The sequence below is a fragment of the Myroides albus genome (genome assembly GCF_009711045.1).
Lineage (GTDB): Bacteria > Bacteroidota > Bacteroidia > Flavobacteriales > Flavobacteriaceae > Flavobacterium > Flavobacterium album_A.
Genome location: NZ_WMJX01000011.1, coordinates 21418 through 46048 on the forward strand (window position 1 = coordinate 21418; position 24631 = coordinate 46048).

Consider the following 24631-nt stretch of genomic DNA (forward strand, 5'->3'; position numbering starts at 1 on the left):
TGTTAGATCGCTGGTACTTTCTTTGGGTATTCTTTGGGGTTTCTGGCAGTTTCCTTGCTGAAACACCCCTTTTTCCGAGCAAAAGTGCAAGAATACCCGAAGAAAGGTGCAAGGAAGTCCTAAGAAAGTAAGTTAATTTGGAGGACAAAATTTTAGCAACCAGGAAGAATAAGTTGATGTGTTATGGGATTAAACGCCATGATCAGACTGGTTAATTTCGCAACATTTAATCTCGGGCATGTTGATTGCCTATTTAGTGATATAGAGATTGACTTCATTTGACTTACTGATTAATTGGTCAATCTTGGTAGGGATAGATAGAAATACTTTAATGATGTTCTAAAGGCTTTCAACCGTCACATGTGTGTACTTTATTAATAGAAGAGCTAACACAACTACAGGAGTTTTTTATGCAATAAAGGAGTGCTTTTACTTGTTTATTTTTGGTATTCGAAATATGCCGAGTTATCTGCTTCGCTTGATTTAGCGATGTATATAGGTTATAAGTTTTTTGATAGATTTGATTTTGACTTTATCCTCTTGAATAAAAAAAAGAGAGAACCTTTACAAAAAGCTCTCTCTTTTTAGAATTTGAATTTATGATAAATATTCTCTATGATTCACAACTACTACATGTCACTAAGTTTGTTACCATTTCCTTAGAAACACTTTGACTGCGTTGGTAGTATAATGTTTTTACACCTAATTTCCACGCTTCAATCATTAATTTATTCACTTCTTTGATTGGTAAAGCAGATGGAATATTTAGGTTTAAACTTTGAGCTTGATCGACATATTTTTGTCTGATTGCCGCTTGTTGGATAATCTCAAGTTGACTGATTTCTTTAAATGTTTTAAATACATCTTTTTCTTCTTGAGTAAGTCCTTCTATTTGTTGAACACTTCCGCCGTTAAGCATGATCGTTCTCCATGTATCTTCATTGTCTAAACCTTTACTGACAAGTAGTTCTGTTAGGTACTTATTCTTACGCATAAAGTTTCCTTTAGATAAACCAGCTTTGTAGTAATTACTACTGAAAGGCTCAATACCTGGTGAAGTTTGTCCTAAGATTGCAGAAGATGAAGTAGTAGGAGCAATAGCCATTGTTGTGGTATTTCTTCTTCCATAACCTTTTAATAATTCAGGTTCTCCATATATTCTCGCTAACTCTTGAGATGCTTTATCAGCTTTATTGCTTATATCTTCAAATATTTTATTCGTTAGCATTTTAGCTTGTAAGCCTTCGAAAGGTATCATGTTCTTTTGTAAATAAGAGTGCCATCCAAGTACTCCTAATCCCAAAGCTCTATGTCTTTTCGCAAAGCGGTTTGCTGGTGCTAAATAGTAGTTACCTTCTGTTTTCTCAATAAATTCTTGTAATACTGCATCAAGGAAATAGATTGCCAATTTAACTGCTTCTGTATCTTTCCACTCATCATATAATTCTAAGTTCATTGACGACAAACAGCAGATGAATGATTCATCATCATTTGACGGAAGCATGATTTCTGAGCAAAGGTTACTTGCGTTGACACGCATATTATTGTCTTTGTAAACTTGCGGTTTATTTGTATTTACATTGTCAGAGAAGAACAAGTAAGGCATCCCCTTTTGTTGTCTGCTTTCTAATACTTTCGCCCAAAGCATTCTCTTATCTTTATCCCCATCAATCATCTCTTGCATCCAATAATCTGGAATACAAATACCGTAAAATAAGTTTTGAATTGGATTACCAATATTGCGGATGTTTAAAAATTCTTCAGCATCTGGGTGATCAATATCTAAATAGGCTGCAAAAGCACCACGGCGAACACCTCCTTGCGATATTGTGTCCATAGCAGTATCGAATAACTTCATAAAGCTAACTGCTCCACTACTTTTTCCATTATCCGTCACTGCACTTCCTCTTTCTCTTAGGTTTCCAAAATATCCTGAGGTACCACCACCAATCTTAGTTTGCATGATTACTTCTCCTAACTTATGAGTGATCCCCTCAATACTGTCAGGTATATTCACATTGAAACACGAAATAGGCAATCCTCTTTCTGTTCCCATGTTGGCCCAAATAGGTGAACTTAAACTCATCCAACCTCTTTCTATCATTTCTTGAAATGATTCCTTTAGCTCCGGCTTATATAGTCTTCTTGCAGCTGCAGATGCAATTCGATCAATAGCACCCTCCACTGTTTCTCCCTTAAGAAGATAGCCTCTATTAAGTATCTGTTCACTTTCAGAATTTTTCCACCAAAGTTTCTCTCTTAAGTTTTTATTGTCCTCTATTTGTAATTGTAATGAGAAGTTATTCATGCTCTTAGTTTTGGTAATTTTTTATAACAATTTTTTCTTTTTTTTTAAAACAAGTCGTCTGCTGTAAAGCTTTTGTCGTGTTTAGTATAATCTACAGGTCTTTTGGCAAAGAAATCATCTAAGGTATTTGCAAATACATCTTCTTCAAACCATTGCATTGGTTTGTACTGCTCTGCAGTGATATTGAATACTTTGTCTAAGCCAATCTTCACCATGCTTTCATCTACTCTAAACTTCATAAAGTTTAGTAAGTCATGTTTGTTCACTGATTCTATATCTCCTGTTTCGAATATCCAATCCAGGATTTTGCTTTCAATTTCTATGGAGTTGTGAATGACATCATTTACATGGGCAATCAATTCTTCATCAAAGAAATCTGGAAACTCTTTTCTTATTATATTGATAATGTAAATACCTGCATTTGCATGTACTTGTTCATCTATCGAAGTCCAAGCAATAATATTGCTTACATTTTTCATTAACCCTTTGAATCTTGTAAAAGATAGGATAATGGCAAATTGACTAAACAGGGAAACATTCTCAATCAAAAGAGAGAATAGGATTAATGATACAACGTATTTTTTGCGATCTGTATTGTTGTTAGAGTTTTCTAATACCTTACCAAGGTATTCTACGCGTTCTCTAATTACGGGAATTGTCAATAAATCTTCGAACTCATCATTATATCCCAATACGTCTAATAGACGTGAATATGCCTCAGAGTGTCTAAATTCACATTCTGCAAAAGTACTACCCAATCCATTGAATTCTGGTTTTGGGAAATGTTGATAAAGGTTACCCCAAAATGTCTTGACTGCAACTTCTATCTGAGCAATAGCCAATAAACTGTGTTTGATAGCTATTTGTTCTTCTTTTGTTAGGTGTGAATGAAAATCTTGCGTGTCAGCAGTGAAGTCTACTTCACTATGAACCCAAAATGACTTATTAATAGCATCTGTGAATTGGTAAATTCCAGGATACTCAAACGGTTTGTAGTTAACTCTTTTATCAAAAATAGACATAGCAAAAAAAATTTATTTTAATAATCCGTTGCTTGTTTCACCCTAATTAGATAGGACATTTTATACCCTCAAAAATATTGATTCTTGCAGTATTAGGTGCTGCCGAGGAATATAAAGTAGGTTGAATTACAAGTTTTTGTAAAAGCTAAGATAGGACATATTGAGAGGTCATTCAACCTTTGGATTTTAAATATTTGAATTAGTTATCAACAAAGTATTAATAACTTAATTATTGTAATTTTTTGTATTTATCATATTTAAATTTCTCGCTTTAGTGTAGTTGTATATTTTTTTATTTCTCTCTGTTTATTGCACGATTATTCTCAACGTTGTTGTAAAGTATGTTGTTTTTTTCTTTTTGATAATAGCATAAATAAAAAGACCTTAAAAATTAATTTAAGGTCTTTTTATGGTTTATTACGACAAGGGTTCTACGATGTCTCTCCATGCTTGAAGTTCTGGTATTCCAGGTTTTCGTTTGCCAAAAAACTGTACTATTATTTCCCCCATTTCATTGAATACTTCAATGGCAGTTACGATACCGTCTTCAGTTGGTTTTCGCACAATCCATGTTTGGGCGATTTTGTCCATATCCAAATGCATATTGAAGTCTGGGTCTAATACATTATACCAGTTTTGGTGCCACATCAGGCGTTTTACTTCACCAGTGTGAATTTGTATATTTCCTCTATTTCCTACAAATACCATTATTGGTGTTTGCATCTCAGCTGCTTTTTCGAGCATGGTGATTATGCTTTCTTTGCTTATCTGTTTGGCGTGAAACTCATCAGGCGCTAAACGCAATGCTTGTGTTCTTGTCAAGTGATGTTTCTTTAAAAGAGAGAAGAAGTTGTGCGTATCTTTTAACTCTTTCCATTCTTGTTGAAAAGTTTTTACGTCTATTTCTTCATCTAATTTCTCATCGAGATTAACCTGATAGGCTTCTGTTGGCTCATGTGAGTCTTGGTTGTCTGATCTGTACTTTTTGACTAAGGCATCAAAAGCTGAATCATCACTTTGAGGGGTTAGGTATATCTTGTGAATTGCCTCTCCATCTTTTCCAAAGAATTGTAAACTCTTTCTCTCTTTGTCACCTGCCATCTCTACTACTGCATACGCCTTAGTCCAATGGCTTAAGAATATGCGCAAATCTATATCGGGATTGACAAATAATCCTGCATGAGGAGACGAAAAATCTGGGTTGCTATACACGCCCTTTCTTTCGTGAACACATTCATTGTTTCTTGTCAATGCCATTACTTTACCTAATTGTTCAATCTCCGATAGAAGTTCAACTAAGTTTGTATTTAATCTTGTTACTGTTTCTCCAATTTGTGTAGCTAATAGTTCAGCTTCGCTTACGTTTAGTTCTGTAGCTGCATTTCGTATTCTCAAGTGAGGATTCTGCTGTTTTAATTCAGCCCAACGTTCCTTTAAAGTAAGTGTTTCTTTGTTCATGTCTTCTAATTTACCCAAAAATGATTAAGGGATTATTGTTAACTGGATTTTTAGTTACCACGCAAGGGAAATTGTAAACACGAGAAATTATTTCTTGTGTAAGTACATTTTCTGGTATATCATAAGATACTTTTTGTCCCTTTTGTAGTAATAAGATTTTATCGGCAAATTGCGCAGCTAAGTTTAAGTCGTGTAAGACTACAATAGCTGTATTGCCTTTAGCCGTAAAATCTTTAATCAATTCTAATATTTTATGCTGATGTAGTACGTCTAAATTATTGAGTGGTTCATCTAAGAATAATAGTTTGTTCTCCACATCGTTGTTGAGTTGTGACAGTACTCTTGCTAAGTGTACTCTTTGTTTTTCACCCCCTGAGAGATGATTGTATTCCCTGCTTTTTAAAGGACATATATCAATGCATTCCATACTGTGTTGAATGGCCTTTTTATCTGCATCAGAGGGAGTGTGATCAAAATAGGGATATCTCCCCATCATGACTACATCTTCTACGTTCAAGGGAATGTCGTTGTTGTGGTGTTGAGAGAACTTCGCTTTGTGCTTAGGTAATTCTTTATCACACCATTTGTCATATTCACATGATTTCAGTAGAATCTTATTTCCCTTTTGGTGTAACTCATTTGCCAAAACACTCAGGAAAGTGGACTTACCTGCACCATTAGGTCCTAATATCGCTATAAACTCACCGTTTTCACAACTGAAGTCTATTTCATTTATGATGTAAGTTTCTCGAGATTTAAAGTTTACTTTTTGTGCTTGTATCATTATAGTGACTTTTTGAATCTTATTAAGATTGCTATGAATACTGGTGCGCCCATGATTGATGTCAATATTCCTATTGGTATCTCTGAAGGCGGTATAATAGATCTACTCAAAGTGTCCGCAACTAATAATAAAATACTTCCACATATTGTCGAAAGTGGGAGTATATAGTAGTAGTTTGATTTGAATATTAAACGCAATATATAGGGTACAATAAGACCAACAAATCCTATAGTACCAGAAAAGGCAACAGAGGTACCTACCATCAATGCAGAAAGCAATACGATGCGTTTCTTGATGCTTTCTACTGGGATACCTAAGTGTGCTGCGTCATTTTCTCCAAGCATCATGGCATTCAGTGATTTGCCTTTGTTTATTAGCAGTATTACGGCAATAAGCATCACGACTGCTAAGATGCTTACTTTTGTCCACGTAGCTCCAGCGAGACTTCCTAAAGTCCAGAAGGTTAAGTTTCTCAATTCTTCTTCTTCTGAGATATAGGTTAGTAGTCCTGTGGCTGCCCCTGTAAGTGCTGTGATAGCAACACCTGACAAAAGTAGGACGCTTACATTAGTCTTTCCTTTTGAGGTTGACATTCTGTACACGAACGTCATCGTTATCATGGCACCTATAAAACTCATTAAACTCAATAAGGAGTAGTGAACTGCCTCTGGTATGTAAGCTTTAATATAATGCCCAAGTACAATTGTTATTGCTGCAAATAGTACTGAACCAGCTGTAACTCCAATTAGATCTGGTGATGCTAAAGGGTTCTTGAACATTCCTTGTAAGGTTGTTCCAGATAGCGATAGCGCGGCACCTACTAAAATAGCCATAATGACACGTGGTAATCGCACGTCTAAAAACACATAGCTATCACTTGGGGTTACTTCTTCTTGGGTAAAGATGATTTTGATTATTGTTTGGATGCTTCCATCTTCAAACTTATAAACTCCAATGAAAATTGATACTAACGCAATTGTAATTAATAGAATGGAAAGGATTATAAGGTAAAAAGAGAGTTTTCTTTGCATTTTGTTTATTGTTGTTTAGCGAATAGGGTGTTAAGCTCTTTTGTTGCTTGGCCAAGTCTCGGTCCATATCCACTTAAAAGTTGCCCGTCCATTGCAATGATATTCTTGTTCTTTCCTGCATTGGTTTTGTCTATTCCCTCAATTTTTAAAACGCCATCAACGCCTCCCATACTCTGGATTCCTGAAGTAAACATTAGAATGTAATCTGGATTTGTATTTAAAAGAGATTCGGGAGTTAATGGTTTGTAACCTTTAAATTCTGTTATCGCATTTTGACCACCAGCTAATTGAATGATGTTATTTACAGGGGTTTCATCTCCTGCTACCATCAACATAGATGCTCCTCTTGCGTATATGAATAGTACTTTTGGAGCTACTTCAAATTGGTGTAGATTTTCCATGTCTTTTTGGATATTAGCACTGATGTGCTCATAATCTGTTATGTTTAAGGATGTTGCTATTTGCTTTACTAAGTCCTTTGTTCCTTGTACAGTGTACTTTTGATCTATTAACTCTAATTTTATTCCTGAATTGGCAATTTGGTTCTTAAGATCTTCGTTTATGTCTTTTGTGATAGCGAATATAGTCGTTGGTTTCAAAGACATTAAGCTTTCTATTGATATTTTACTCGTGTGATTTAAATCTGTAGCTGTTTTCTTTATATCCTCAGGATAAGTACTTGTAACATCGACACCTACGATATTATCTTTTTTACCTAATTCTACTAAGATTTCAGTTATCGTTCCATTCAAAGAGATGATTCTTTCTTCGATTTGCGGTTGTTCTGTTTTCTTTTGGTTACAAGAAATGAACACAAGGGTTAAGAGTGTTAATGCAATAAGTTTTTTCATTTTTATACTAATTTGAATTGAATCTAAATTGAGGCAAAAATATGAGGTTTTTGCTCCGGAACAAAACATATTTAGATTAATTTTAAATTAATATATTGTACTGAAAAGTATAGTATTGATTATCTTTGCTGTGAATTGTGCATTACTTTAAAAGCACAGGAATTATTAAGTAATAAAATTGAATAGTAGTATGTTAGATATAAAATCAATTCGAAAAGACTTTCCAATTCTTACACAACAAGTGAATGGAAAGCCATTAGTGTATTTTGATAATGCGGCTACTGCTCAAAAGCCAAAAGTTGTCGAGGATGCTATAATCAAGTATTACGAGACAATCAATGCAAATATTCATCGCGGAGTACATACGTTAAGCCAATTGGCTACCGATGCATATGAAGAAGCTAGAGCCAAAATACAAAATCATATAAATGCTAAGCACAACCACGAAATTATTTTCACTGCTGGGACTACTTTTAGTATAAACCTTGTAGCTAATGGTTTTGGTAGCTTATTAAAAGCAGGTGATGAGGTAGTCATTTCTGCTTTAGAACACCACTCTAATATTGTGCCTTGGCAGTTCGCTTGTGAGCGTTCAGGTGCTACTTTAAAGGTCATTCCGATGAATGAGCATGGAGAGCTTATCATGGAAGAATACGATAAGCTTTTGAATGAGAACACAAAGGTTGTGGCAGTGTCACATATTTCTAATGCTTTGGGGACTATTAACCCAATTCGCGAGATTATAAAGAAGGCTCATCAGTTCGGTGCGGCAGTTCTAATTGACGGTGCTCAAGCTACTCCACATATACGCCCTGACGTTGTTGAGTTGGACTGTGACTTTTATGTGTTTTCAGGACACAAAGTTTGCGGACCTACTGGTACTGGGATTTTGTACGGAAAAGAGGAGTGGTTGAATAAACTGCCTCCTTACCAAGGTGGAGGAGAGATGATCAAAACAGTTACATTTGAAAAGACAACTTATGCGTGTTTACCACATAAGTTTGAGGCTGGAACTCCTAACATAGCAGGGGGAATTGTCTTAGGTCATGCCATTGATTATTTGAATGGGATTGGCTTTGACAATATTGCTGCTTATGAACACGAACTGTTAGAGTATGGAACAAAGCGCTTGTTGGAAATTGAAGGATTGAAAATTATAGGTACGGCACAAGAGAAAACTTCGGTGATTTCATTTAATATTGAGGGAATTCACCCTTATGATATTGGGGTAATTGTCGATAAATTGGGTGTTGCAGTACGAACAGGTCACCACTGTACGCAGCCGATTATGGACTTTTTCGGTATTCCTGGGACAGTAAGAGCGTCTTTTAGTTTTTACAATACCAAAGAGGAGATTGACATCTTAGTCGAAGCTGTAAAGAAGGCTAAAATGATGCTTTCGTAATAGAGAATAATAATAAGAAAAAACAATATGACAATCAAAGAAGCACAAGAAGAAATCATTGATGAGTTTTCAATGTTTGATGATTGGATGCAACGCTACGAGTATATTATCGAATTAGGTAAGTCATTACCGTTAATCGACGAGAAATATCAAGTAGCTGAAAACTTAATTAAAGGCTGTCAATCGCAAGTTTGGCTGCATGCTGAAGAAAGTGAAGGAAACGTTTTTTTCACTGCAAATAGCGATGCTATTTTAACGAAGGGGATTATAGCTATTCTGATTAGGGTATTTTCTGGACAGAAGGCTGTTGACATTATGGATGCAGACCTTGGGTTTATTGACGATATCGGTTTAAAGGAGCATTTATCGCCAACGCGTGCAAATGGTCTTGTTTCGATGATTAAACAAATTAAAATGTATGCCTTAGCTTATCAAGCTAAAAATTAATCAGAGCAAATTATGGAAGAAATAGATGTACAAAAATTAGGAGAAAATATCGTAGGTATTCTTAAGACTATTTATGACCCTGAGATTCCTGTAGATATTTATGAATTAGGATTGATTTACGACGTATTCGTAAATGAAACAAATGATGTTAAAATTCTGATGACTTTAACTTCACCAAACTGCCCTGTGGCTGAAACACTGCCGATGGAAGTAGAGGAGAAGGTCAAATCTATTGACAACGTCAAAGGAGTTGAAATTGAGCTTACATTTGATCCACCTTGGACAAAAGACTTGATGAGTGAAGAAGCTAAGTTAGAGTTGGGAATGCTGTAATTATGGAAGGAGAAATTGTAAATAAAGTTGCCAATAGTGCTTTGAAAGTTTTCGACTTAGAGGACTATTATCCTACTAATCCTCGATTAGAGATAGACATTGCTCAATGGTTGTATGAGGGATTTGTGTTGCGTGAGAAAGAGTTTAGAGCTGCCTTGAAGGAAGTAGATTGGAATCAATATCAAAATGCGTATGTAGGTTTGTATTGTTCAACAGATGCGATTTTACCTGCTTGGGCGTATATGGTTTTAACCAGCCACCTACAACCTGTTGCAAAACGTGTGTTTTTAGGTGATAAAGCACATTTGGAAAAATCAATTTATCAAGAAATTTTATTTAGTATAAATTACGCTGAATATAGGGATTTACCAGTTATTATTAAAGGGTGCTCAAATAAGGCAATCCCAGAGGAGGCCTACGTTTTGTCTACTCAATTGATGATGGAACACGCTCGCTCAGTTATGTTTGGTGAAGCCTGTTCGGCAGTACCTGTTTATAAGCGAAGTCTTAAAAAATAGATCGCATTATTTGGATTTTATATTTTTGTTTAAAAATTTAACAATATGAAAAAATTCTTATTAAGTTTATTAGCTGTTTCTGCTTTTTATTCATCTCATGCTCAAGAAGCTGAGACTACGGAAGTAACTGGTCCATGGAAATCTAAAGGGAACTTTGCAGTTCTTGTGAGCCAATCGAGTTTCTCAAACTGGCAAGCTGGTGGAGATAATAACTTTTCTGGAAATTTGAATTTGAATTATGATTTGAATTACCAAAAAGAGGATTGGACTTGGGATAACAAGTTAATCGTGAACTATGGTTTTACGAAGCTAAAAGGGGAGGACCAAAAGAAAACTAATGACCGTTTAGAGTTGAATTCAGTTTTAGGTAAGCAAGCGTCTAACAATTGGTACTATTCATTATTCTTAAACTTTAAGACACAAATGGATAGAGGAACAGATAAAGACGGTGGATACAATTCACACTTTATGTCTCCTGCTTACTTACAAATCGGACCTGGTATGTTGTGGAAGAAAAATGATAACTTAAAAGTTAACATTGCTCCTGCAACTTCGAGATTTATCTTCGTTCACAGTCATTTTACTGATTTTGGAGACGCTTTTGGTGTTGAGAAAGGAAAATCAATGGAGTATCAACTGGGGATGTCTATCAACGGATACTACAAATTCGACATTATGGAGAATGTATCTGCTGAGAATATCTTAAACCTTTATTCTAATTATTTAGAAAAACCAGGAAACGTTGTAGTTGACTATCAATTGAACTTAGTGATGAAAATCAACAAGTACTTATCAACTAACTTTACTTTCCAAGCGGTTTACGATGACCAAGCTTACAAAGGATTTCAGTTAAGAGAAGTATTAGGAGTTGGCTTAAGCTATAATTTCTAAGAAAGCTATCTTTTAAAGAATATGAAAAAGGCACAATACGATTTAGCGTATTGTGCCTTTTTTATTATAGAAGGTTGATGCCTTGTTTTATTGCGTCTTCTCTTACTTGGTCTGGCCAAATACTTGCTTGGACTTCTCCAATGTGTTTTTTCTTTAAGAGAAACATACATATTCTCGATTGTCCTAATCCACCACCTATGGATAGTGGTAACTGATCCGTCAACAATAAATTGTGATAGTATAACTTTGATTTGTCTTGTGATCCAGTTAAGGCCAATTGATGTTCCAATGCATCTTTATCTACTCGAACCCCCATGGAAGATAATTCTAATGAGCGACTCAACTCTTCATCCCATACAAGCAAATCCCCATTTAAACCGTGGTACTTGTCTTCTGAGATAGTACTCCAATCGTCATAATCACTTGAGCGACTATCATGGGATTCTCCGTTGCTTAATTTGTAGCCAACTCCTATGATAAATACAGCGCCATATTCTTTCGCTATGGCATGTTCTCTATCTTTTGGAGTTAGTGTAGGGTAAAGTTGTAAAAGTTGCTCAGAATGAATAAAAGATAGCTTTTTAGGCAATACTCTTTCGTATCCATACTGCAAGTGAACTTCTTCTTCCGTGTTTAGCAGGGATTGATAGATCAGTCTCACAATTTTCTTTAAGTAACTCAAACTTCGATCTACTTTGTCAATCTTTAATTCCCAATCCCATTGATCTACGTAGATTGAGTGTATTGGGCTACTGTCTTCATCAGGACGCAAAGCTCTCATATCCGTTAAGATACCTTCATGAACTTCTAGCTCTAATTCTTTCAGGCGAATTCTTTTCCACTTCGCCAAAGAGTGGACTACAACACCGTGATTATTGTTAAGAAATTTTACTGGAAACGACACTGGACGCTCGATACCATTCAAGTCATCATTGATTCCTGTTCCTTCATTCACGATCATTGGAGATGAGATAGGGTACAAGTTCAATGCATTGCATAAGTTTTGAGAAAATGTTTTCTTAACTAGTGCAATGGCTTCTTCGGTTTGTAAAATTTCTTGTTTACTCATGATATTTAATTTTTAAAATGTTTCAGTTTAAAGCAAAAAAAAGCTCCTCGAAAGAGGAGCTTTAAACGGATAATGAAATAATATATAATTAACTTAAATCAAAAACAATAGCATCCCTCTTTGAATCGTACGGCGAATTCAAATTATTATTAGAGATATTATTATTTAATGATTGATACATATAATCTTTGTTTTTTATGTAAGTGTAAATGTAGTAATTTTTTTTTTACTTTTATTTTTTAACAGTAAATATTTATAAACAAATTACTTATTCTTCACCTCCAGGTTCTAATAAATGGTCGTAATCTGGATACAAGAAGTTGTTATATGGAAAACGTGTAATATGTATTTCACGTACTTTTTCATACACTTTCTTTCTAAACTCTTCAAAGTTTTCCTTGTTGGTAGCAGAGATGAAAATAGCGTTATCTTGCCCTACTTTATTCATCCATGTGTTTTTCCACTCGTCAATAGAATAGTGTTTTGAAGTGCGCTCTGTCATCAAATCATCTATTTCGATTGTCTCAGGTACATAAGCGTCTATTTTATTAAAAACCATGATAGTTGGTTTATCATCACTTTTAATATCTTTTAGAATCTCATTAACTGATGCAATGTGATCTTCGAAATCATGGTGAGATATATCAACTACGTGTAATAACAAGTCAGCTTCTCTTACCTCATCCAAAGTACTTTTAAATGACTCTACTAATTGAGTTGGTAATTTGCGTATAAATCCAACTGTATCAGATAGCAAAAATGGTAGATTTCCAATTACAATTTTTCGAACAGTAGTGTCTAACGTTGCAAACAATTTATTCTCAACGAATACTTCACTTTTTCCAATTGCATTCATTAAAGTTGACTTTCCAACATTGGTGTACCCAACTAATGCCACTCTTACCATAGCACCGCGGTTGCTGCGCTGTGAAGCCATTTGTTTGTCAATTACCTTTAGTTTATCTCTCAAAAGTGAGATTCTATCGCGAACTATACGTCTATCGGTTTCAATTTCTGTTTCTCCAGGTCCTCTCATTCCGATTCCACCTCGCTGACGCTCCAAGTGTGTCCACATACCAGATAACCTTGGTAAGAGATATTGAAACTGTGCCAATTCCACTTGTGTTCTCGCATAAGACGTTTGTGCTCTTTGGGCAAAAATGTCTAAGATTAGGTTTGTACGGTCAAGTACTTTGCAATCGAGTATCTTAGATATGTTCTTTTGTTGTGCAGGAGATAATTCGTCATCAAAAATAACGGTGTGTATATCATTTTCAACGATATAATGATGTATTTCCTCCATTTTTCCAGTTCCAACAAATGTTTTTGGATTTGGTTTATCCATTTTTTGTGAAAAACGTTTGTGGACTTCTCCTCCTGCTGTAAATGTCAAAAATTCTAACTCATCTAAGTATTCGTTTAATTTTGACTCATCTTGATCTTGAGTAATAATTCCAACTATTACTGAGCGTTCAAAATTTATTTCTTCTTTTTCAATCATATATCTGAATTATAGAGCAAAATTACTAAAAATGTAAGACTATATGCTACACTTCTCAAAAAATGTATTTACTTCAAAAACATTGTTTTAAGTAGGTTGTTTACATGAGATTATTACACAATGTGCGCTTTGATTTTCCTGTATGTATATTTCTTTCTATCAATTATCTTGTTTTTATGTGATGTTCTATGAATTTGTACTGAACTATTTTTAAATCTAAAGTGGGTATTCTAACTTGTATTGCCTCAGAAAGTTTCCTTTAGTAGTAAGGCGACAATACAATACTCTTGTTGAATTTAAGTTATTATTATAAGTCGTGTATAGTCTTTTTCTGTATCTTGCTTTATATCAATGGTATGTTTATTGCATCTATTGATTGCAATAGATGAGTCTATCTAAAAATGATTGTTATGAGAGAATTGAAATATTTTATAGGTTTAATAGTTGCTTTGTTGAGTATGTCACTCTATGCCCAAAAGACGACAGTTCAAGCTGTAAGCTATGGGATAAGTGATAATTTAGATATTCAAGCAGTTGCCTCTATTTTTGGTCAATCTTCTGATTTGGCTGATTTTGAATACCGATTAAACGATCCTGAACTTAGGATATCTAACTTAGATTTAAACAATGACGGGTATGTAGATTATCTACGTGTTGTGGAAGTTGTTGAGAATTATACCCATGTTATTATTGTTCAAGCTGTTTTGGGAGCTGACCGCTACCAAGATGTTCTTACTATTGAAGTGGAAAAAGATAATCGCAGAGGGACAACGTACGTACAGTTTGTAGGTAATCCATATTTTTATGGACCGAATTATATCTATGAGCCAGTGTATTATAGTACACCTCCTTTATTTTCTCTGTTTTGGGTAAGCTCATATAGACCTTATCATTCAAGTTGGTATTGGAATTATTATCCAAGTTATTACTATGGATATTCGCCATATGCTACACATCGTTATGTTACGCATATCCACGCTCATATTGATTACAACAACAACTATTTTTATCACCCATATAGATATAGTCGAACTGCTGAACAAGTCTATAGCAGTAATCGTACAACTTATTACGAAAAACAAAACCCTGAAAAATCATTTAGAACAACCTATAAAGACGCAGGATATACAAATTACCAAGATTTGAATGCCGGTAGAAAAGAGTCTATAGGTGATTATAGTAGAACTACGTATAGCCGAAATAGCTATAGCAATAATAACGCTAATAGTAATAATAGTAGCTATAGCCGTACGTCTTATAGCGGAAGTAAGTCAGCTAATTCAAGTAATTATAACCGTTCAACTTACAGCAGTCCGAGTAGCTCAAGTAGTAACTATAGTCGTTCAACTTACAGTAGTCCGAGCAGTAGCTCAAGTAGTAACTATAGTCGTTCAACTTACAGCAGTCCAAGTAGCTCAAGCAGCGGTTATAGTCGTTCAACTTACAGTAGTCCGAGCAGTAGCTCAAGTAGTAACTATAGTCGTTCGTCTTACAGTAGTCCGAGCAGTAGCTCAAGTAGTAACTATAGTCGTCCTTCAAGTAGGAGCTATAGTCGTTCGTCTTACAGTAGTCCGAGTAGCTCAAGCAGTAGTTATAGTCGTCCTTCAAGTAGTAGCTCAAGTAGCAGTTATAGTNGTCTTACAGTAGTCCGAGCAGTAGCTCAAGTAGTAACTATAGTCGTTCGTCTTACAGTAGTCCGAGCAGTAGCTCAAGTAGTAACTATAGTCGTCCTTCAAGTAGGAGCTATAGTCGTTCGTCTTACAGTAGTCCGAGTAGCTCAAGCAGTAGTTATAGTCGTCCTTCAAGTAGTAGCTCAAGTAGCAGTTATAGTCGTTCGTCTTACAGCAGCCCGAGTAGCTCAAGTAGCAGTTATAGTCGTCCTTCAAGTAGTAGCTCAAGTTCAAGTAGTCGAAGTACTTATTCGAGATAATAATAGACTAAAAATAAATTATAAAGCAAAAAGGCAGAACATATTGTTCTGCCTTTTCTTATTTGAAGATTTCGTTTAAAACTTGTGCTAATCTCAGCCCTCCTTTTAAAAGTTGTATTTCTACATCATCTTTGTGATCAAAGTGGTATCTATAGCTTAATGATTCACTTTCTTCTACGCTATCATAAAGTTTGTTAGCCATCGAATAAGAATCAAATAACCAATCTTCTAAAGATCCTTTTGTAAGGTTATTGTTGTATTCTTTTGAGTGAACATCTAAGACAGTAGCATATTCTGTATAGCTGTATTTGTCAAAATCAACTAAAGCCGAATCCCAAAGACTGTGAAGGTTTGTCGGTTTTCTAAACCATTCTACTTTTACTCTATTTCCCCCTAAATCCTCTAATCTACCAATGTGTAGTGGTTGATGAGCATCACCGATAATGTGAATAAGGAAGTATAGCTTTTGTTGTCTTTCGACTAAGCTTAGTTTATCACTTTTCAGTTCTTCTATTAAGAGTAAGGTTCTTTTGTATAAGTTTTCGTCAGTAGATTTAGCCAGTTCTTCATCAAATGCAGCTCTGTCTAAGTTGCCTGGTAAATTAACGTAATGCCATGAATCAGAAAACTTCCATGAAGGGTCTGACTTCAAAAAGTCTGGCCAATTTGACCAATAAGCTAATTTCTGTTTGCCTATAATTTTGCTAATTTCTTTTTTAGCCTTTTTAGTTAAGTTTCTTTCTGCAATTTCTGATACAACTCGGTGACCTGTTGTACCCCAAGCAAACACTTCAGTAGTTTGCATTGTAAATAGTATTGCAATTAAAAAGTAAAGAAGTTTTTTCATACGTCTAATTATTCTTGAAATAAAGCAATTAGTTCAGTTGCTTCATTTGGTTTCATCTTTCCTGCTAAAACAAGGCTTAACTGCTTGCGTCTTAATGCTCCAATGTATCTTTCTTTTTCCAAATCTGATTCTGGAATGATTTCTGGAATCTGAACCGGATGTCCTGTATCATCTACTGCTACAAAAGTATAGATAGCTTCATTAGCTTTCTTTTTTGAGCCAGATTCTCTGTCTTCAATCCATACATCAAGATATACTTCCATTGAGCTATTAAATGCTCTTGATATTTTAGCTTCTACGGTTACAACACTACCTAATGGAATAGGTCTATTAAAAGCTACGTGATTTACTGATGCTGTTACACATACTCTACGCGAATGTCTTCTTGCTGCGATTCCTGCAGCTCTATCCATTCTTGCTAATAATTCACCGCCAAACATATTATTTAAAGGATTTGTTTCACCAGGTAAAACTAAATCAGTCATATAGGTAGCTGATGCAGATACGAATTTTGCGTCCATTTGTTTTATTTTCGGCAAATATAGTACAAATAAAAAATCCCGAAAACATTTCGTTTTCAGGATTTCGTTATATTGTTTATTGTACTAATATCCACGCATCTTTATTTAGTTTACTGTGGATTCTTCTCAATTCTTTTTGTGCTTCTGCTTGAGTAGTATATCCTCCGTAAGTTACTGGATACATGCCGTATTTTGTACGCTCCAATGCTTGTGCTGTTGGATATCCGTTTGTTTTTAATTTTAAAGCCTCCTGTTGTGCTGTTTCTCCATTTCTGAAGGCACAAGCGATAATGTAATAAGGCGTGTCATTTTTTTGCTCAATTTCCTCTTTTACGGGTAAGGTAATTGTTGTAGCAGATGGCTCAATTACAAATGTAGCTTGTTGTATTTTGTTTTGTACTTGTGATTGTACCGTTTTTTCCATTTGTAATATTTCTTTCTCTACATGAGAGTCATATTCATTGACAACTATTGCTCCACCTCCTGCAATAACAGCAAGCATAGCAGCATACTTAAAGAAGTTGAATACAGGTCTTCTTCGATTAGTTTCACTTTCTTCTATAGCTGTAATAAGTGGTGTACGAACAATTGGCGTTACATTAACTGCTGATAAGCCAAATGACGTTTTTAATAAGATATCATTTTCAATCGGTTCAAATACAAGTTTGTTTTCTTGATTTGTGTGGAAACTACCGATTCCCTCGATTGTTAAACTATCTTCTTTCAATAAGGTATTTTCCCACTGAGAAACTACTTCTTTTACAGCCTTTGTTGCTTGTTCAAAAGCAATGTTTTCCACTCTTGCAATATGGTTAGCTAATAAACCGTCGTTGTTGGTGATGTTTGCATTGAAAGATAGCTTCTTAGTAGGAGGAAAAAACGAATTTGTCTTTTCGTCAAAGTAAGAAGATTGCATCTCTGATAAGAATGCACCAAAACCTGGAACGATTACACATTGGTAACGATATAGTAATGTCGATATGTAAGCCTGTATATTCATAAACGCAAAATTACATTAAACCAAACTTAAACCAAATGTTTTTATCAAATATTTTCGGGATTCTCATAAAGGAATAAGTGTTTGATTTCCTTTTAATTAATTACTTGTGTTTCCCTTTATATTACGCTTTTTTGGAGTGGTTTTTGTTGATTAAATAAAGATACAAATTGTCTTAATATTTAGCAAATTATGAATGCAGATATCTCTCAAGAGGAATTGTTTTACGCAATAGCACTGACTAAAGTTAATGGTATTGGGCCTATATTAGCCAAGCGTTTGATTGAATTTGCTGGTAGTGCAAAGCAAGTGTTTTTCTTATCTTCAAAAGAGTTAATGCTCGTACCTAAGATTAGTGACCTCTTGTTAAGGAAGTTGAGTGATAAGCGTGTTTTAGAGCGAGCAGATGCTGAAATTGAGGCGATTATAAAGCACAATATTACGGTGTATTATTTCCTAAGTGATAAGTATCCTTTTTTATTGAAACAGTGTATTGATTGCCCTATCTTACTTTATTCATCTTCTGCCTTGTTTGATTGGTCAGATAGGAAAGTGATTAGCATTATTGGGACAAGACAACCGAGTAGTAGAGGTATGGATTTCTGTCAGAAAATTATCAGTGACTTAGCAGAGTTTAATCCTATCATCGTAAGTGGTTTGGCTTATGGTATTGATATTTGTGCCCACAAAGCTGCCTTGGATTGTAATTTACAAACTGTAGCTATACTCGGACATGGTCTTGAGCGTATTTATCCAGAACAGCATAAGTTTGTCGCTCAACAAATTGAAAAGTCGGGTAGTATTTTAACCGAATTTCCTCTTTATAGCAAAGTCGATCGAGAAAATTTCATTCAGCGCAATCGCATCGTTGCCGGTCTTAGTCAAACGACGATTGTTATCGAAAGTGCCTTAAGAGGGGGGGCAATGAGTACTATATCTTTTGCTAATGATTATAATCGAGAAGTGTTTGCCGTTCCTGGTCGAATTAATGATATTACAAGCCAAGGTTGTAATGAAGTGATACGCACTCAACGCGCTCAACTCCTCACCAGTTCAAAGGAAATAGTAGAGGGATTAAATTGGAATCAGGAAAGTAGAAAAGTCAAGTCAATTCAACCAGAATTATTTGTTGATTTGTCAGCGGATGAGAAAGCGGTGTACGATTACCTCGTAGTAGAACAAAGGGAGCTGTTGGATCTCATTGCTTTAGGGACAGAGCTGCCTATTTACAAAGTCAGTAATGCTTTGCTAAATTTGGAGCTAAAGGGTTTGATCCGTCCATTGCCAGGTCGATATTTTGAAATAGTATAAAAAAAGTCGATAACCTTAGTTATCGACTTCACTGTTTATTTCTTCACATTATATCCAAGTCTTTCTCTTACTTTATTCAATGTGTTTGTAGCGATTACAGATGCTTTTTCTGCACCAATACCTAATAGGCGGTCAACTTCTTCTCGGTTGTTGATATAGTATTCATATTTTTCGCGAACCTCTTTGAATTTATCCACGATTAGTTCGTATAGCTCTTGTTTAGCATGTCCATAGCCATAGTTACCACCTAAGTATTTAGCTCTCATAGCTTCAACTTGCTCAGGTGTAGCTAATAGTTTATAAATGGTAAACACATTACAAGTATCTGGGTTTTTTGGTTCTTCAAGTGGTGTACTATCAGTCTCAATGCTCATTACTTCTTTTCGCAATACTTTATCCGTTTGGAAGATATTAATTGTATTGTGTCTTGATTTACTCATTTTGTTTCCGTCAGTACCAGGTACCACCATTACTTCTTCTTGAATCTTAGCCTCTGGCAATACAAAAGTTTCACCCATTTGGTGGTTGAATCGAGAGGCTACATCACGAGTGATTTCTAAGTGCTGTAACTGATCTTTTCCAACAGGGACAAACTCTGCGTCATACAACAAGATATCTGCAGCCATTAGCATAGGATAGGTAAACAAACCAGCATTAACATCTGATAAAACATCTGCTTTATCTTTAAACGAATGGGCTAATGTTAAACGTTGAAATGGAAAGAAGCAACTTAAGTACCATGTAAGTTCAGTTGTTTGCGGTACATCTGACTGGCGGTAAAAAGTTACATGATTAACGTCTACACCACAAGCAAGCCAAGTAGCCGCAACACTATAGGTATTGTCTTGTAACGTTTTTGCGTCTTTTATTTGCGTTGCTGAATGCAAGTTCGCAATAAAAATAAAAGACTCATTATCTTTTCTGTTTGCCATTTCTACTGCAGGTAGAATAGCTCCTAAAAGATTCCCTAAGTGTGGAGTTCCTGTGCTTTGAACTCCTGTTAGAATTTTAGCCATTGCGTGATATTAATTATTTTAAAGTAGCAAAGATAAGTGAAATGAATTTTATAGACTGTGTTTTTACTGCTAATGTGCTTTCACGGAAGTAGAATTGTTTATTTTTGAGTTTAGTTTATAAACATTATTCAAATACATACGATGAACAGTTTAGCTGTATTTTTCAGTTCGCTTTGGAGATTGTGGTTTTATATCTGGATGGTCATTGTGATCTTGATTCTATCCCCTTTTTTGTTGTTGACCATTTGGTCAGACAAGACCTACTCTTATTTCTTTAAATTGGCGAGGTTATGGGCCATACTTACTTTTTATGGAATAGGGATGAGGTTCCATATTGAAGAAAATCACCCGATTGAGAAAGGCAAGAGTTATATGTTGATTGCCAACCATACTTCTATGTTAGATATAATGATGATGCTTATCTTGGTCAAAGACAATCCTTTTGTATTTGTTGGAAAAGCTGAATTATCCAAGTTGCCTATTTTTGGTTTCTTCTATAAACGCACTTGTATTCTCGTTGACCGAAAGGACGCGAGAAGTAAGAAGAAAGTTTTTGATAGTGCACAAGATCGCATCAATAAGGGACTTAGTATTTGTATTTTTCCCGAAGGTGGCGTCAACGACGATAGAACGATAATCTTAGATAGTTTTAAAGATGGAGCCTTTCGCTTGGCTATAGATCATCAAATTCCGATTGTGCCCTTTGCCTTTGGGCATTTAAGACACTTTTTTCCTTTTGTTTGGGGAATTGGTCATCCTGGCGTAGTCCCTGTTAAGGTGTTTCCGTGTATCGAAACAAAGGGCCTTACTTTAGAACACAAGAAAGAACTTAAAGAGACAGCTTTTGATTTGCTCTATAAGCCGGTATTGAACTGGGAGAATCAATATGCTAAGAAATAGGAAAGCGATGAGATCTACAGGATCTCATCGCTTTTTAATTATAGTTTGGTTTATGGTTTACAGTTGTATTATTCCAGCTCCAGAAATTCTTCCACTGGCATGAACAAAGTCATTCATAGATTGGTTTTGTTCGGTTGACAGATTCCTGTAGTTAATGTCAAGCTTAGTACGATTCATAGAGAGATCAAATAGCTCTTTTTGAATTTCTTTCTGACGTTCAGTGTCTGTAGAAATTTTGAATTCTTCGACTAACTGCATTTCTTTTTTATACGAGGCAACTAAATCTGCATAAGGATTGTCTTCTTGAGAATCTATTTCCTGTGAATCTGCTTTATTTAAAAGATCTTCATTCAAAGAACTGTTATTAGGATCTGATGCTTGTGTAAGAATTGGCAGCTTTAATTCTAAAACGCTTGGTTCTGTTATGGTACATACACCACCAGCAACCTTATTTTGTTGGTGAAAACCTTTGTTCTCAGCAGGTAAATCTTCATCGTAGAAAGCGATGAACTCAGCCTTAGTAAAGAATTTATTGAAAAAATTACCAACTGCATTTTTATTATGTGTAATCTGTTCAGTAGGGTATTCTTCACCTAAGAAGTACGTACATCTGTATAGGTTATTATCTATAAAAAGAGCATTTGTCGATTTAATATTATCTTGATAAAGTACATCATCAATAACTACTTCTCTCGCAGTCGAACGAAATTTGTCAAAGTTGCCTTCTGTAGCGTATACCATCGAGAAGATATAGTGTGGTTCTAAAGTTGGGTTGATAATTCCTCCTGAGTTTTGTTTGAATACATTGAACTTATTTTTTTGTCCATTGTATTCTAATTGGTGTATTCCACTGTCTAACTTTAGTACCTCAAAAGTATTGGGTGCTAAGGTGTATTTTTTATCATCTATAGATACTGTAATTTCTTTGTCAGTTGGATTGGATAGATAAAAATCTTGTCTTTTGAAGGGATCATCACAACTTAGAAAGGTTGTAATTGTTAGCAATAGTGCTAATAGTCTTGATTTCATAGTGAATTTTTGAGTTTTTAAAAGTGCAAAACTAATGTTTTCAATACAGGCTGCATAGTTAAAAATACTTTTTTAATACATGTGTTTAAGGTGTGATTACTCAGTATTTATGACTATTTTTAATTAAATTTATAATAAAAACTTAGAATGAGTTTGTTGCGTGTGGATGTTAGGATATGTATGCGTTGTATTCGAGTTAATTTATTGTGTGTTTTTTAATGTTATTGAAGAATTTGGATCTTTACCGAAAAGACTCTCTGTTTTGGAGAGGTAAAAAGTTTTGAGTCATTCCTTTCTATTTGTGGAGTATTTGAGTTCTTTATCGATAGCTATTGTAATTTCTTCTTGTATTTTAATAGTAATATATGCTTTCTGAATATCAGTTGTTTCGAAAAGAGTTGCGTGAGCGTTTGACAATATTTGCGGTTATCTTCATTGTTGTATCTGGCATTTGTATTTTCACGTCTCCCAGCCGTATTGATTTACAGTGGAGGTTTTACTATGCTTTGCTGTTTTTGTGTTGCCTTGTGTTTTTGTACGTATTGGTGATTGTTATTCGATTGTTTACTAAATACTCAAAATCACAGCGATATATAGATTGGCTTACGTTGTTTTGGTTATTTGTTTATCTGTTTGTTTTCTTAGTTGTCAGTGTTTTGTTAACGTATTGAGTGCTGACTTACAGTTTTTAAGTGTTACTAATAATTATTGTGTGTATGAATATTTTGCGTCTGATTGGTAGAGTAGCTTTGCGTACTATTTGTGGTAGTATTCCCTTCTTATTAGCATATTTGGTTATTGAGCGATCACATGGTTTACTGAGTAAGTTTATTTCAGCTTGGTTCATGAGTTTTTTGATTTTTATATCAGTTATCTGTTATGTAAGATTCGTTGTTCGCAACGCTTCTTCACCCGAAGCAGATAAAGAAGAAAAATATGTTGATATACTTGGTCTGATTGCTTATCTAGTCATGTGGTGTTTTGCATATAGTGTTTTTTTAGGACCAGAGATGCGATAAATAGATTGGGGAGTAAATCTCTTATTTCTACCAATAATTCTGTGCTTTAATCAGTAGAAGGGTACTTTGGGAATACATATGATTAAATGGCTACTCAAGCCTTTTTAGGTTTAGCTATCGTACTTGTTGTTGTTACGACTGCATAGTGTGAGATTACAATATTAAAAAAAAGCCCCTAACAACTTGCGTTATTAGAGGGCTTATGTATATGGATAGAATATATTTTAAGCTTCTTTATTCTTGATTTCTTCTTTAATTCTTTCTTCAAGTTCTTCCATTAATTCAGGATTATCCTTGATGATTGCTTTTACTGCATCGCGACCTTGTCCTAATTTAGTATCTCCATAGCTAAACCAAGAACCGCTTTTCTTTACAATTTCATAGTCAACTGCTAAGTCAAGTACTTCACCTACTTTAGAAACTCCTTCCCCATACATGATGTCAAATTCCGCTGTTCTAAATGGAGGAGCCACTTTATTCTTAACGATTTTTACTTTAGTTCTGTTTCCGATTACGTTATCTCCATCTTTTATTTGAGTAGACTTACGGATATCAACACGAACCGATGCGTAGAATTTTAAGGCATTACCACCTGTTGTCGTCTCTGGGTTACCGAACATCACACCAATTTTATCACGCAACTGGTTAATGAAGAATACAGTACAATTCGTTTTGTTAATCGTAGAAGTAAGCTTTCTTAATGCTTGAGACATCAAACGAGCATGTAATCCCATTTTAGAATCTCCCATTTCTCCTTCAATCTCACTTTTTGGAGTTAAGGCAGCTACAGAGTCAATAACAACGATGTCAATAGCACCTGAACGAATTAGATTTTCTGCAATTTCAAGTGCTTGTTCCCCATTGTCAGGTTGAGAAATGATAAGGTTGTCAATATCGATACCTAATTTTTGTGCATAAAAACGATCAAATGCGTGCTCCGCATCAATGAAAGCTGCTATACCTCCTGCTTTTTGAGCTTCTGCAATTGCATGTAGCGTTAAGGTCGTTTTACCTGATGATTCGGGTCCATATATCTCTATAATTCTTCCTTTTGGATATCCTCCTACACCTAAAGCTAAGTCTACCCCTAGAGAACCTGACGAAATCACTTCAACTTCTTCAACAGCTGTATCTCCTAATTTCATTACAGTACCTTTACCGTAAGTTTTATCTAGTTTGTCTAGCGTTAGCTGTAACGCTTTTAGTTTTGCTTCTTTATCTGCACTCATTTTATTACAAAAATAGGTTCTTACTGATGTAAAAGTAATATAATTTATTTACTTGCCAAGAGTGTATAATCATTATGCTATAAATTATAGCAGTTTTATGGAAGTAAACTGCTACATTATTCAGTATTGTGATAGCTTTTGTTTTTAATTCTTTTTTTTGTGTAAGCTTTAGCCATGTACCTTAAGGGAATAGCTGGCTATTTAAGTACTTCGC

The 24631-nt window shown here is 35.0% G+C and carries 22 protein-coding genes; 8 read left to right on the forward strand and 14 right to left on the reverse strand.

The window, feature by feature from the left end; genetic code table 11:
* Positions 1–613 precede the first annotated feature (613 nt).
* From GJV76_RS06950 to GJV76_RS06975, 6 genes are all read right to left on the reverse strand, one after another.
* Positions 614–2308 (reverse strand): ribonucleoside-diphosphate reductase subunit alpha, encoded by a 1695-nt coding sequence (locus tag GJV76_RS06950; RefSeq protein ID WP_155091921.1) that lies wholly within the window; start codon positions 2306–2308, stop codon positions 614–616.
* 44 nt (positions 2309–2352) lie between these two features.
* The gene (locus GJV76_RS06955; protein ID WP_155091922.1) at positions 2353–3330 is read right to left on the reverse strand and encodes a ribonucleotide-diphosphate reductase subunit beta; all 978 of its coding nucleotides are present in this window, start codon (positions 3328–3330) and stop codon (positions 2353–2355) included.
* Between the two features lie 417 nt (positions 3331–3747).
* Positions 3748–4788: a hemin-degrading factor gene (locus GJV76_RS06960; protein ID WP_155091923.1), complete on the reverse strand. Its 1041-nt coding sequence runs from the start codon at positions 4786–4788 to the stop codon at positions 3748–3750.
* A gap of 10 nt (positions 4789–4798) precedes the next feature.
* Positions 4799–5572, reverse strand: coding sequence for a heme ABC transporter ATP-binding protein (locus GJV76_RS06965; RefSeq protein ID WP_155091924.1), 774 nt, complete (start codon positions 5570–5572; stop codon positions 4799–4801).
* Positions 5572–6603: a FecCD family ABC transporter permease gene (locus GJV76_RS06970; RefSeq protein WP_155091925.1), complete on the reverse strand. Its 1032-nt coding sequence runs from the start codon at positions 6601–6603 to the stop codon at positions 5572–5574. The genes GJV76_RS06965 and GJV76_RS06970 overlap by 1 nt, the downstream gene beginning before the upstream one ends.
* Positions 6604–6608: 5 nt before the next feature.
* Positions 6609–7454, reverse strand: a complete 846-nt coding sequence (locus GJV76_RS06975) for a heme/hemin ABC transporter substrate-binding protein (protein ID WP_155091926.1) — start codon at positions 7452–7454, stop codon at positions 6609–6611.
* A gap of 190 nt (positions 7455–7644) precedes the next feature.
* Here GJV76_RS06975 and GJV76_RS06980 point away from each other — a divergent pair, with 190 nt between their 5' ends.
* The 5 genes from GJV76_RS06980 to GJV76_RS07000 are packed head-to-tail and all read left to right on the forward strand — an operon-like array spanning position 7645 to position 11048.
* The gene (locus tag GJV76_RS06980) at positions 7645–8859 is read left to right on the forward strand and encodes an aminotransferase class V-fold PLP-dependent enzyme (RefSeq protein WP_155091927.1); all 1215 of its coding nucleotides are present in this window, start codon (positions 7645–7647) and stop codon (positions 8857–8859) included.
* 27 nt (positions 8860–8886) lie between these two features.
* Positions 8887–9306: a SufE family protein gene (locus GJV76_RS06985; RefSeq protein ID WP_155091928.1), complete on the forward strand. Its 420-nt coding sequence runs from the start codon at positions 8887–8889 to the stop codon at positions 9304–9306.
* A gap of 12 nt (positions 9307–9318) precedes the next feature.
* On the forward strand, positions 9319–9639 hold the full coding sequence (locus GJV76_RS06990) for an SUF system Fe-S cluster assembly protein (RefSeq protein WP_155091929.1): 321 nt from the start codon (positions 9319–9321) through the stop codon (positions 9637–9639).
* Between the two features lie 2 nt (positions 9640–9641).
* Entirely contained in the window at positions 9642–10157 is a 516-nt protein-coding gene (locus tag GJV76_RS06995; RefSeq protein WP_155091930.1) for a DUF2480 family protein, read from the forward strand.
* A gap of 45 nt (positions 10158–10202) precedes the next feature.
* A complete protein-coding gene (locus GJV76_RS07000; RefSeq protein ID WP_155091931.1) occupies positions 10203–11048 on the forward strand; it encodes a DUF3078 domain-containing protein in 846 nt (281 codons plus the stop codon).
* A gap of 64 nt (positions 11049–11112) precedes the next feature.
* On the opposite strand, the gene asnA is transcribed toward GJV76_RS07000, so the two are convergent.
* The 5 genes from asnA to GJV76_RS07035 all read right to left on the reverse strand — a co-directional run bounded on the left by asnA (position 11113) and on the right by GJV76_RS07035 (position 17916).
* Positions 11113–12117 carry an aspartate--ammonia ligase gene (asnA, locus tag GJV76_RS07005; RefSeq protein WP_155091932.1) on the reverse strand — a complete coding sequence of 335 codons (1005 nt, stop codon included), beginning with the start codon at positions 12115–12117 and terminating at the stop codon, positions 11113–11115.
* A 268-nt stretch (positions 12118–12385) separates the two neighbouring features.
* Entirely contained in the window at positions 12386–13618 is a 1233-nt protein-coding gene (hflX, locus tag GJV76_RS07010; RefSeq protein ID WP_155091933.1) for a GTPase HflX, read from the reverse strand.
* A 1988-nt stretch (positions 13619–15606) separates the two neighbouring features.
* Positions 15607–16395 (reverse strand): S1/P1 nuclease, encoded by a 789-nt coding sequence (locus GJV76_RS07025; RefSeq protein WP_155091934.1) that lies wholly within the window; start codon positions 16393–16395, stop codon positions 15607–15609.
* An 8-nt stretch (positions 16396–16403) separates the two neighbouring features.
* Entirely contained in the window at positions 16404–16916 is a 513-nt protein-coding gene (locus GJV76_RS07030; protein ID WP_155091935.1) for an acyl-CoA thioesterase, read from the reverse strand.
* Positions 16917–16992: 76 nt separating this feature from the next.
* Positions 16993–17916 carry an HU domain-containing protein gene (locus tag GJV76_RS07035; RefSeq protein ID WP_155091936.1) on the reverse strand — a complete coding sequence of 308 codons (924 nt, stop codon included), beginning with the start codon at positions 17914–17916 and terminating at the stop codon, positions 16993–16995.
* A 189-nt stretch (positions 17917–18105) separates the two neighbouring features.
* On the opposite strand from GJV76_RS07035, the gene dprA reads away from it, so the two are divergent.
* Positions 18106–19224 carry a DNA-processing protein DprA gene (gene dprA, locus GJV76_RS07040; protein WP_155091937.1) on the forward strand — a complete coding sequence of 373 codons (1119 nt, stop codon included), beginning with the start codon at positions 18106–18108 and terminating at the stop codon, positions 19222–19224.
* Positions 19225–19259: 35 nt separating this feature from the next.
* Here dprA and trpS read toward each other — a convergent pair whose 3' ends face one another.
* Positions 19260–20240 (reverse strand): tryptophan--tRNA ligase, encoded by a 981-nt coding sequence (trpS, locus tag GJV76_RS07045; protein ID WP_155091938.1) that lies wholly within the window; start codon positions 20238–20240, stop codon positions 19260–19262.
* A 141-nt stretch (positions 20241–20381) separates the two neighbouring features.
* On the opposite strand from trpS, the gene GJV76_RS07050 reads away from it, so the two are divergent.
* Positions 20382–21140, forward strand: coding sequence for a lysophospholipid acyltransferase family protein (locus GJV76_RS07050; protein WP_155091939.1), 759 nt, complete (start codon positions 20382–20384; stop codon positions 21138–21140).
* 57 nt (positions 21141–21197) lie between these two features.
* Here GJV76_RS07050 and GJV76_RS07055 read toward each other — a convergent pair whose 3' ends face one another.
* Positions 21198–22169 carry a hypothetical protein gene (locus GJV76_RS07055; protein WP_155091940.1) on the reverse strand — a complete coding sequence of 324 codons (972 nt, stop codon included), beginning with the start codon at positions 22167–22169 and terminating at the stop codon, positions 21198–21200.
* A 716-nt stretch (positions 22170–22885) separates the two neighbouring features.
* On the opposite strand from GJV76_RS07055, the gene GJV76_RS07060 reads away from it, so the two are divergent.
* On the forward strand, positions 22886–23188 hold the full coding sequence (locus GJV76_RS07060) for a hypothetical protein (protein ID WP_155091941.1): 303 nt from the start codon (positions 22886–22888) through the stop codon (positions 23186–23188).
* Positions 23189–23412: 224 nt separating this feature from the next.
* Here GJV76_RS07060 and recA read toward each other — a convergent pair whose 3' ends face one another.
* Positions 23413–24417 carry a recombinase RecA gene (gene recA, locus GJV76_RS07065; RefSeq protein ID WP_155091942.1) on the reverse strand — a complete coding sequence of 335 codons (1005 nt, stop codon included), beginning with the start codon at positions 24415–24417 and terminating at the stop codon, positions 23413–23415.
* Between the last annotated feature and the right edge of the window lie 214 nt (positions 24418–24631).

What these genes read in the sequence shown, in the direction of transcription:
- GJV76_RS06955 (WP_155091922.1), bottom strand. Translation starts at nt 3,330, where the DNA reads ATGTCTATTTTTGATAAAAGAGTTAACTACAAACCGTTTGAGTATCCT.
- GJV76_RS07025 (WP_155091934.1), bottom strand. Translation starts at nt 16,395, where the DNA reads ATGAAAAAACTTCTTTACTTTTTAATTGCAATACTATTTACAATGCAA.
- GJV76_RS06995 (WP_155091930.1), top strand. Translation starts at nt 9,642, where the DNA reads ATGGAAGGAGAAATTGTAAATAAAGTTGCCAATAGTGCTTTGAAAGTT.
- GJV76_RS06960 (WP_155091923.1), bottom strand. Translation starts at nt 4,788, where the DNA reads ATGAACAAAGAAACACTTACTTTAAAGGAACGTTGGGCTGAATTAAAA.
- GJV76_RS06980 (WP_155091927.1), top strand. Translation starts at nt 7,645, where the DNA reads ATGTTAGATATAAAATCAATTCGAAAAGACTTTCCAATTCTTACACAA.
- GJV76_RS06990 (WP_155091929.1), top strand. Translation starts at nt 9,319, where the DNA reads ATGGAAGAAATAGATGTACAAAAATTAGGAGAAAATATCGTAGGTATT.
- dprA (WP_155091937.1), top strand. Translation starts at nt 18,106, where the DNA reads ATGAATGCAGATATCTCTCAAGAGGAATTGTTTTACGCAATAGCACTG.
- asnA (WP_155091932.1), bottom strand. Translation starts at nt 12,117, where the DNA reads ATGAGTAAACAAGAAATTTTACAAACCGAAGAAGCCATTGCACTAGTT.
- GJV76_RS06985 (WP_155091928.1), top strand. Translation starts at nt 8,887, where the DNA reads ATGACAATCAAAGAAGCACAAGAAGAAATCATTGATGAGTTTTCAATG.
- GJV76_RS07030 (WP_155091935.1), bottom strand. Translation starts at nt 16,916, where the DNA reads ATGGACGCAAAATTCGTATCTGCATCAGCTACCTATATGACTGATTTA.
- GJV76_RS06965 (WP_155091924.1), bottom strand. Translation starts at nt 5,572, where the DNA reads ATGATACAAGCACAAAAAGTAAACTTTAAATCTCGAGAAACTTACATC.
- GJV76_RS06950 (WP_155091921.1), bottom strand. Translation starts at nt 2,308, where the DNA reads ATGAATAACTTCTCATTACAATTACAAATAGAGGACAATAAAAACTTA.
- GJV76_RS07055 (WP_155091940.1), bottom strand. Translation starts at nt 22,169, where the DNA reads ATGAAATCAAGACTATTAGCACTATTGCTAACAATTACAACCTTTCTA.
- GJV76_RS07000 (WP_155091931.1), top strand. Translation starts at nt 10,203, where the DNA reads ATGAAAAAATTCTTATTAAGTTTATTAGCTGTTTCTGCTTTTTATTCA.
- recA (WP_155091942.1), bottom strand. Translation starts at nt 24,417, where the DNA reads ATGAGTGCAGATAAAGAAGCAAAACTAAAAGCGTTACAGCTAACGCTA.
- GJV76_RS07035 (WP_155091936.1), bottom strand. Translation starts at nt 17,916, where the DNA reads ATGAATATACAGGCTTACATATCGACATTACTATATCGTTACCAATGT.
- GJV76_RS06970 (WP_155091925.1), bottom strand. Translation starts at nt 6,603, where the DNA reads ATGCAAAGAAAACTCTCTTTTTACCTTATAATCCTTTCCATTCTATTA.
- GJV76_RS07050 (WP_155091939.1), top strand. Translation starts at nt 20,382, where the DNA reads ATGAACAGTTTAGCTGTATTTTTCAGTTCGCTTTGGAGATTGTGGTTT.
- hflX (WP_155091933.1), bottom strand. Translation starts at nt 13,618, where the DNA reads ATGATTGAAAAAGAAGAAATAAATTTTGAACGCTCAGTAATAGTTGGA.
- trpS (WP_155091938.1), bottom strand. Translation starts at nt 20,240, where the DNA reads ATGGCTAAAATTCTAACAGGAGTTCAAAGCACAGGAACTCCACACTTA.
- GJV76_RS07060 (WP_155091941.1), top strand. Translation starts at nt 22,886, where the DNA reads ATGAATATTTTGCGTCTGATTGGTAGAGTAGCTTTGCGTACTATTTGT.
- GJV76_RS06975 (WP_155091926.1), bottom strand. Translation starts at nt 7,454, where the DNA reads ATGAAAAAACTTATTGCATTAACACTCTTAACCCTTGTGTTCATTTCT.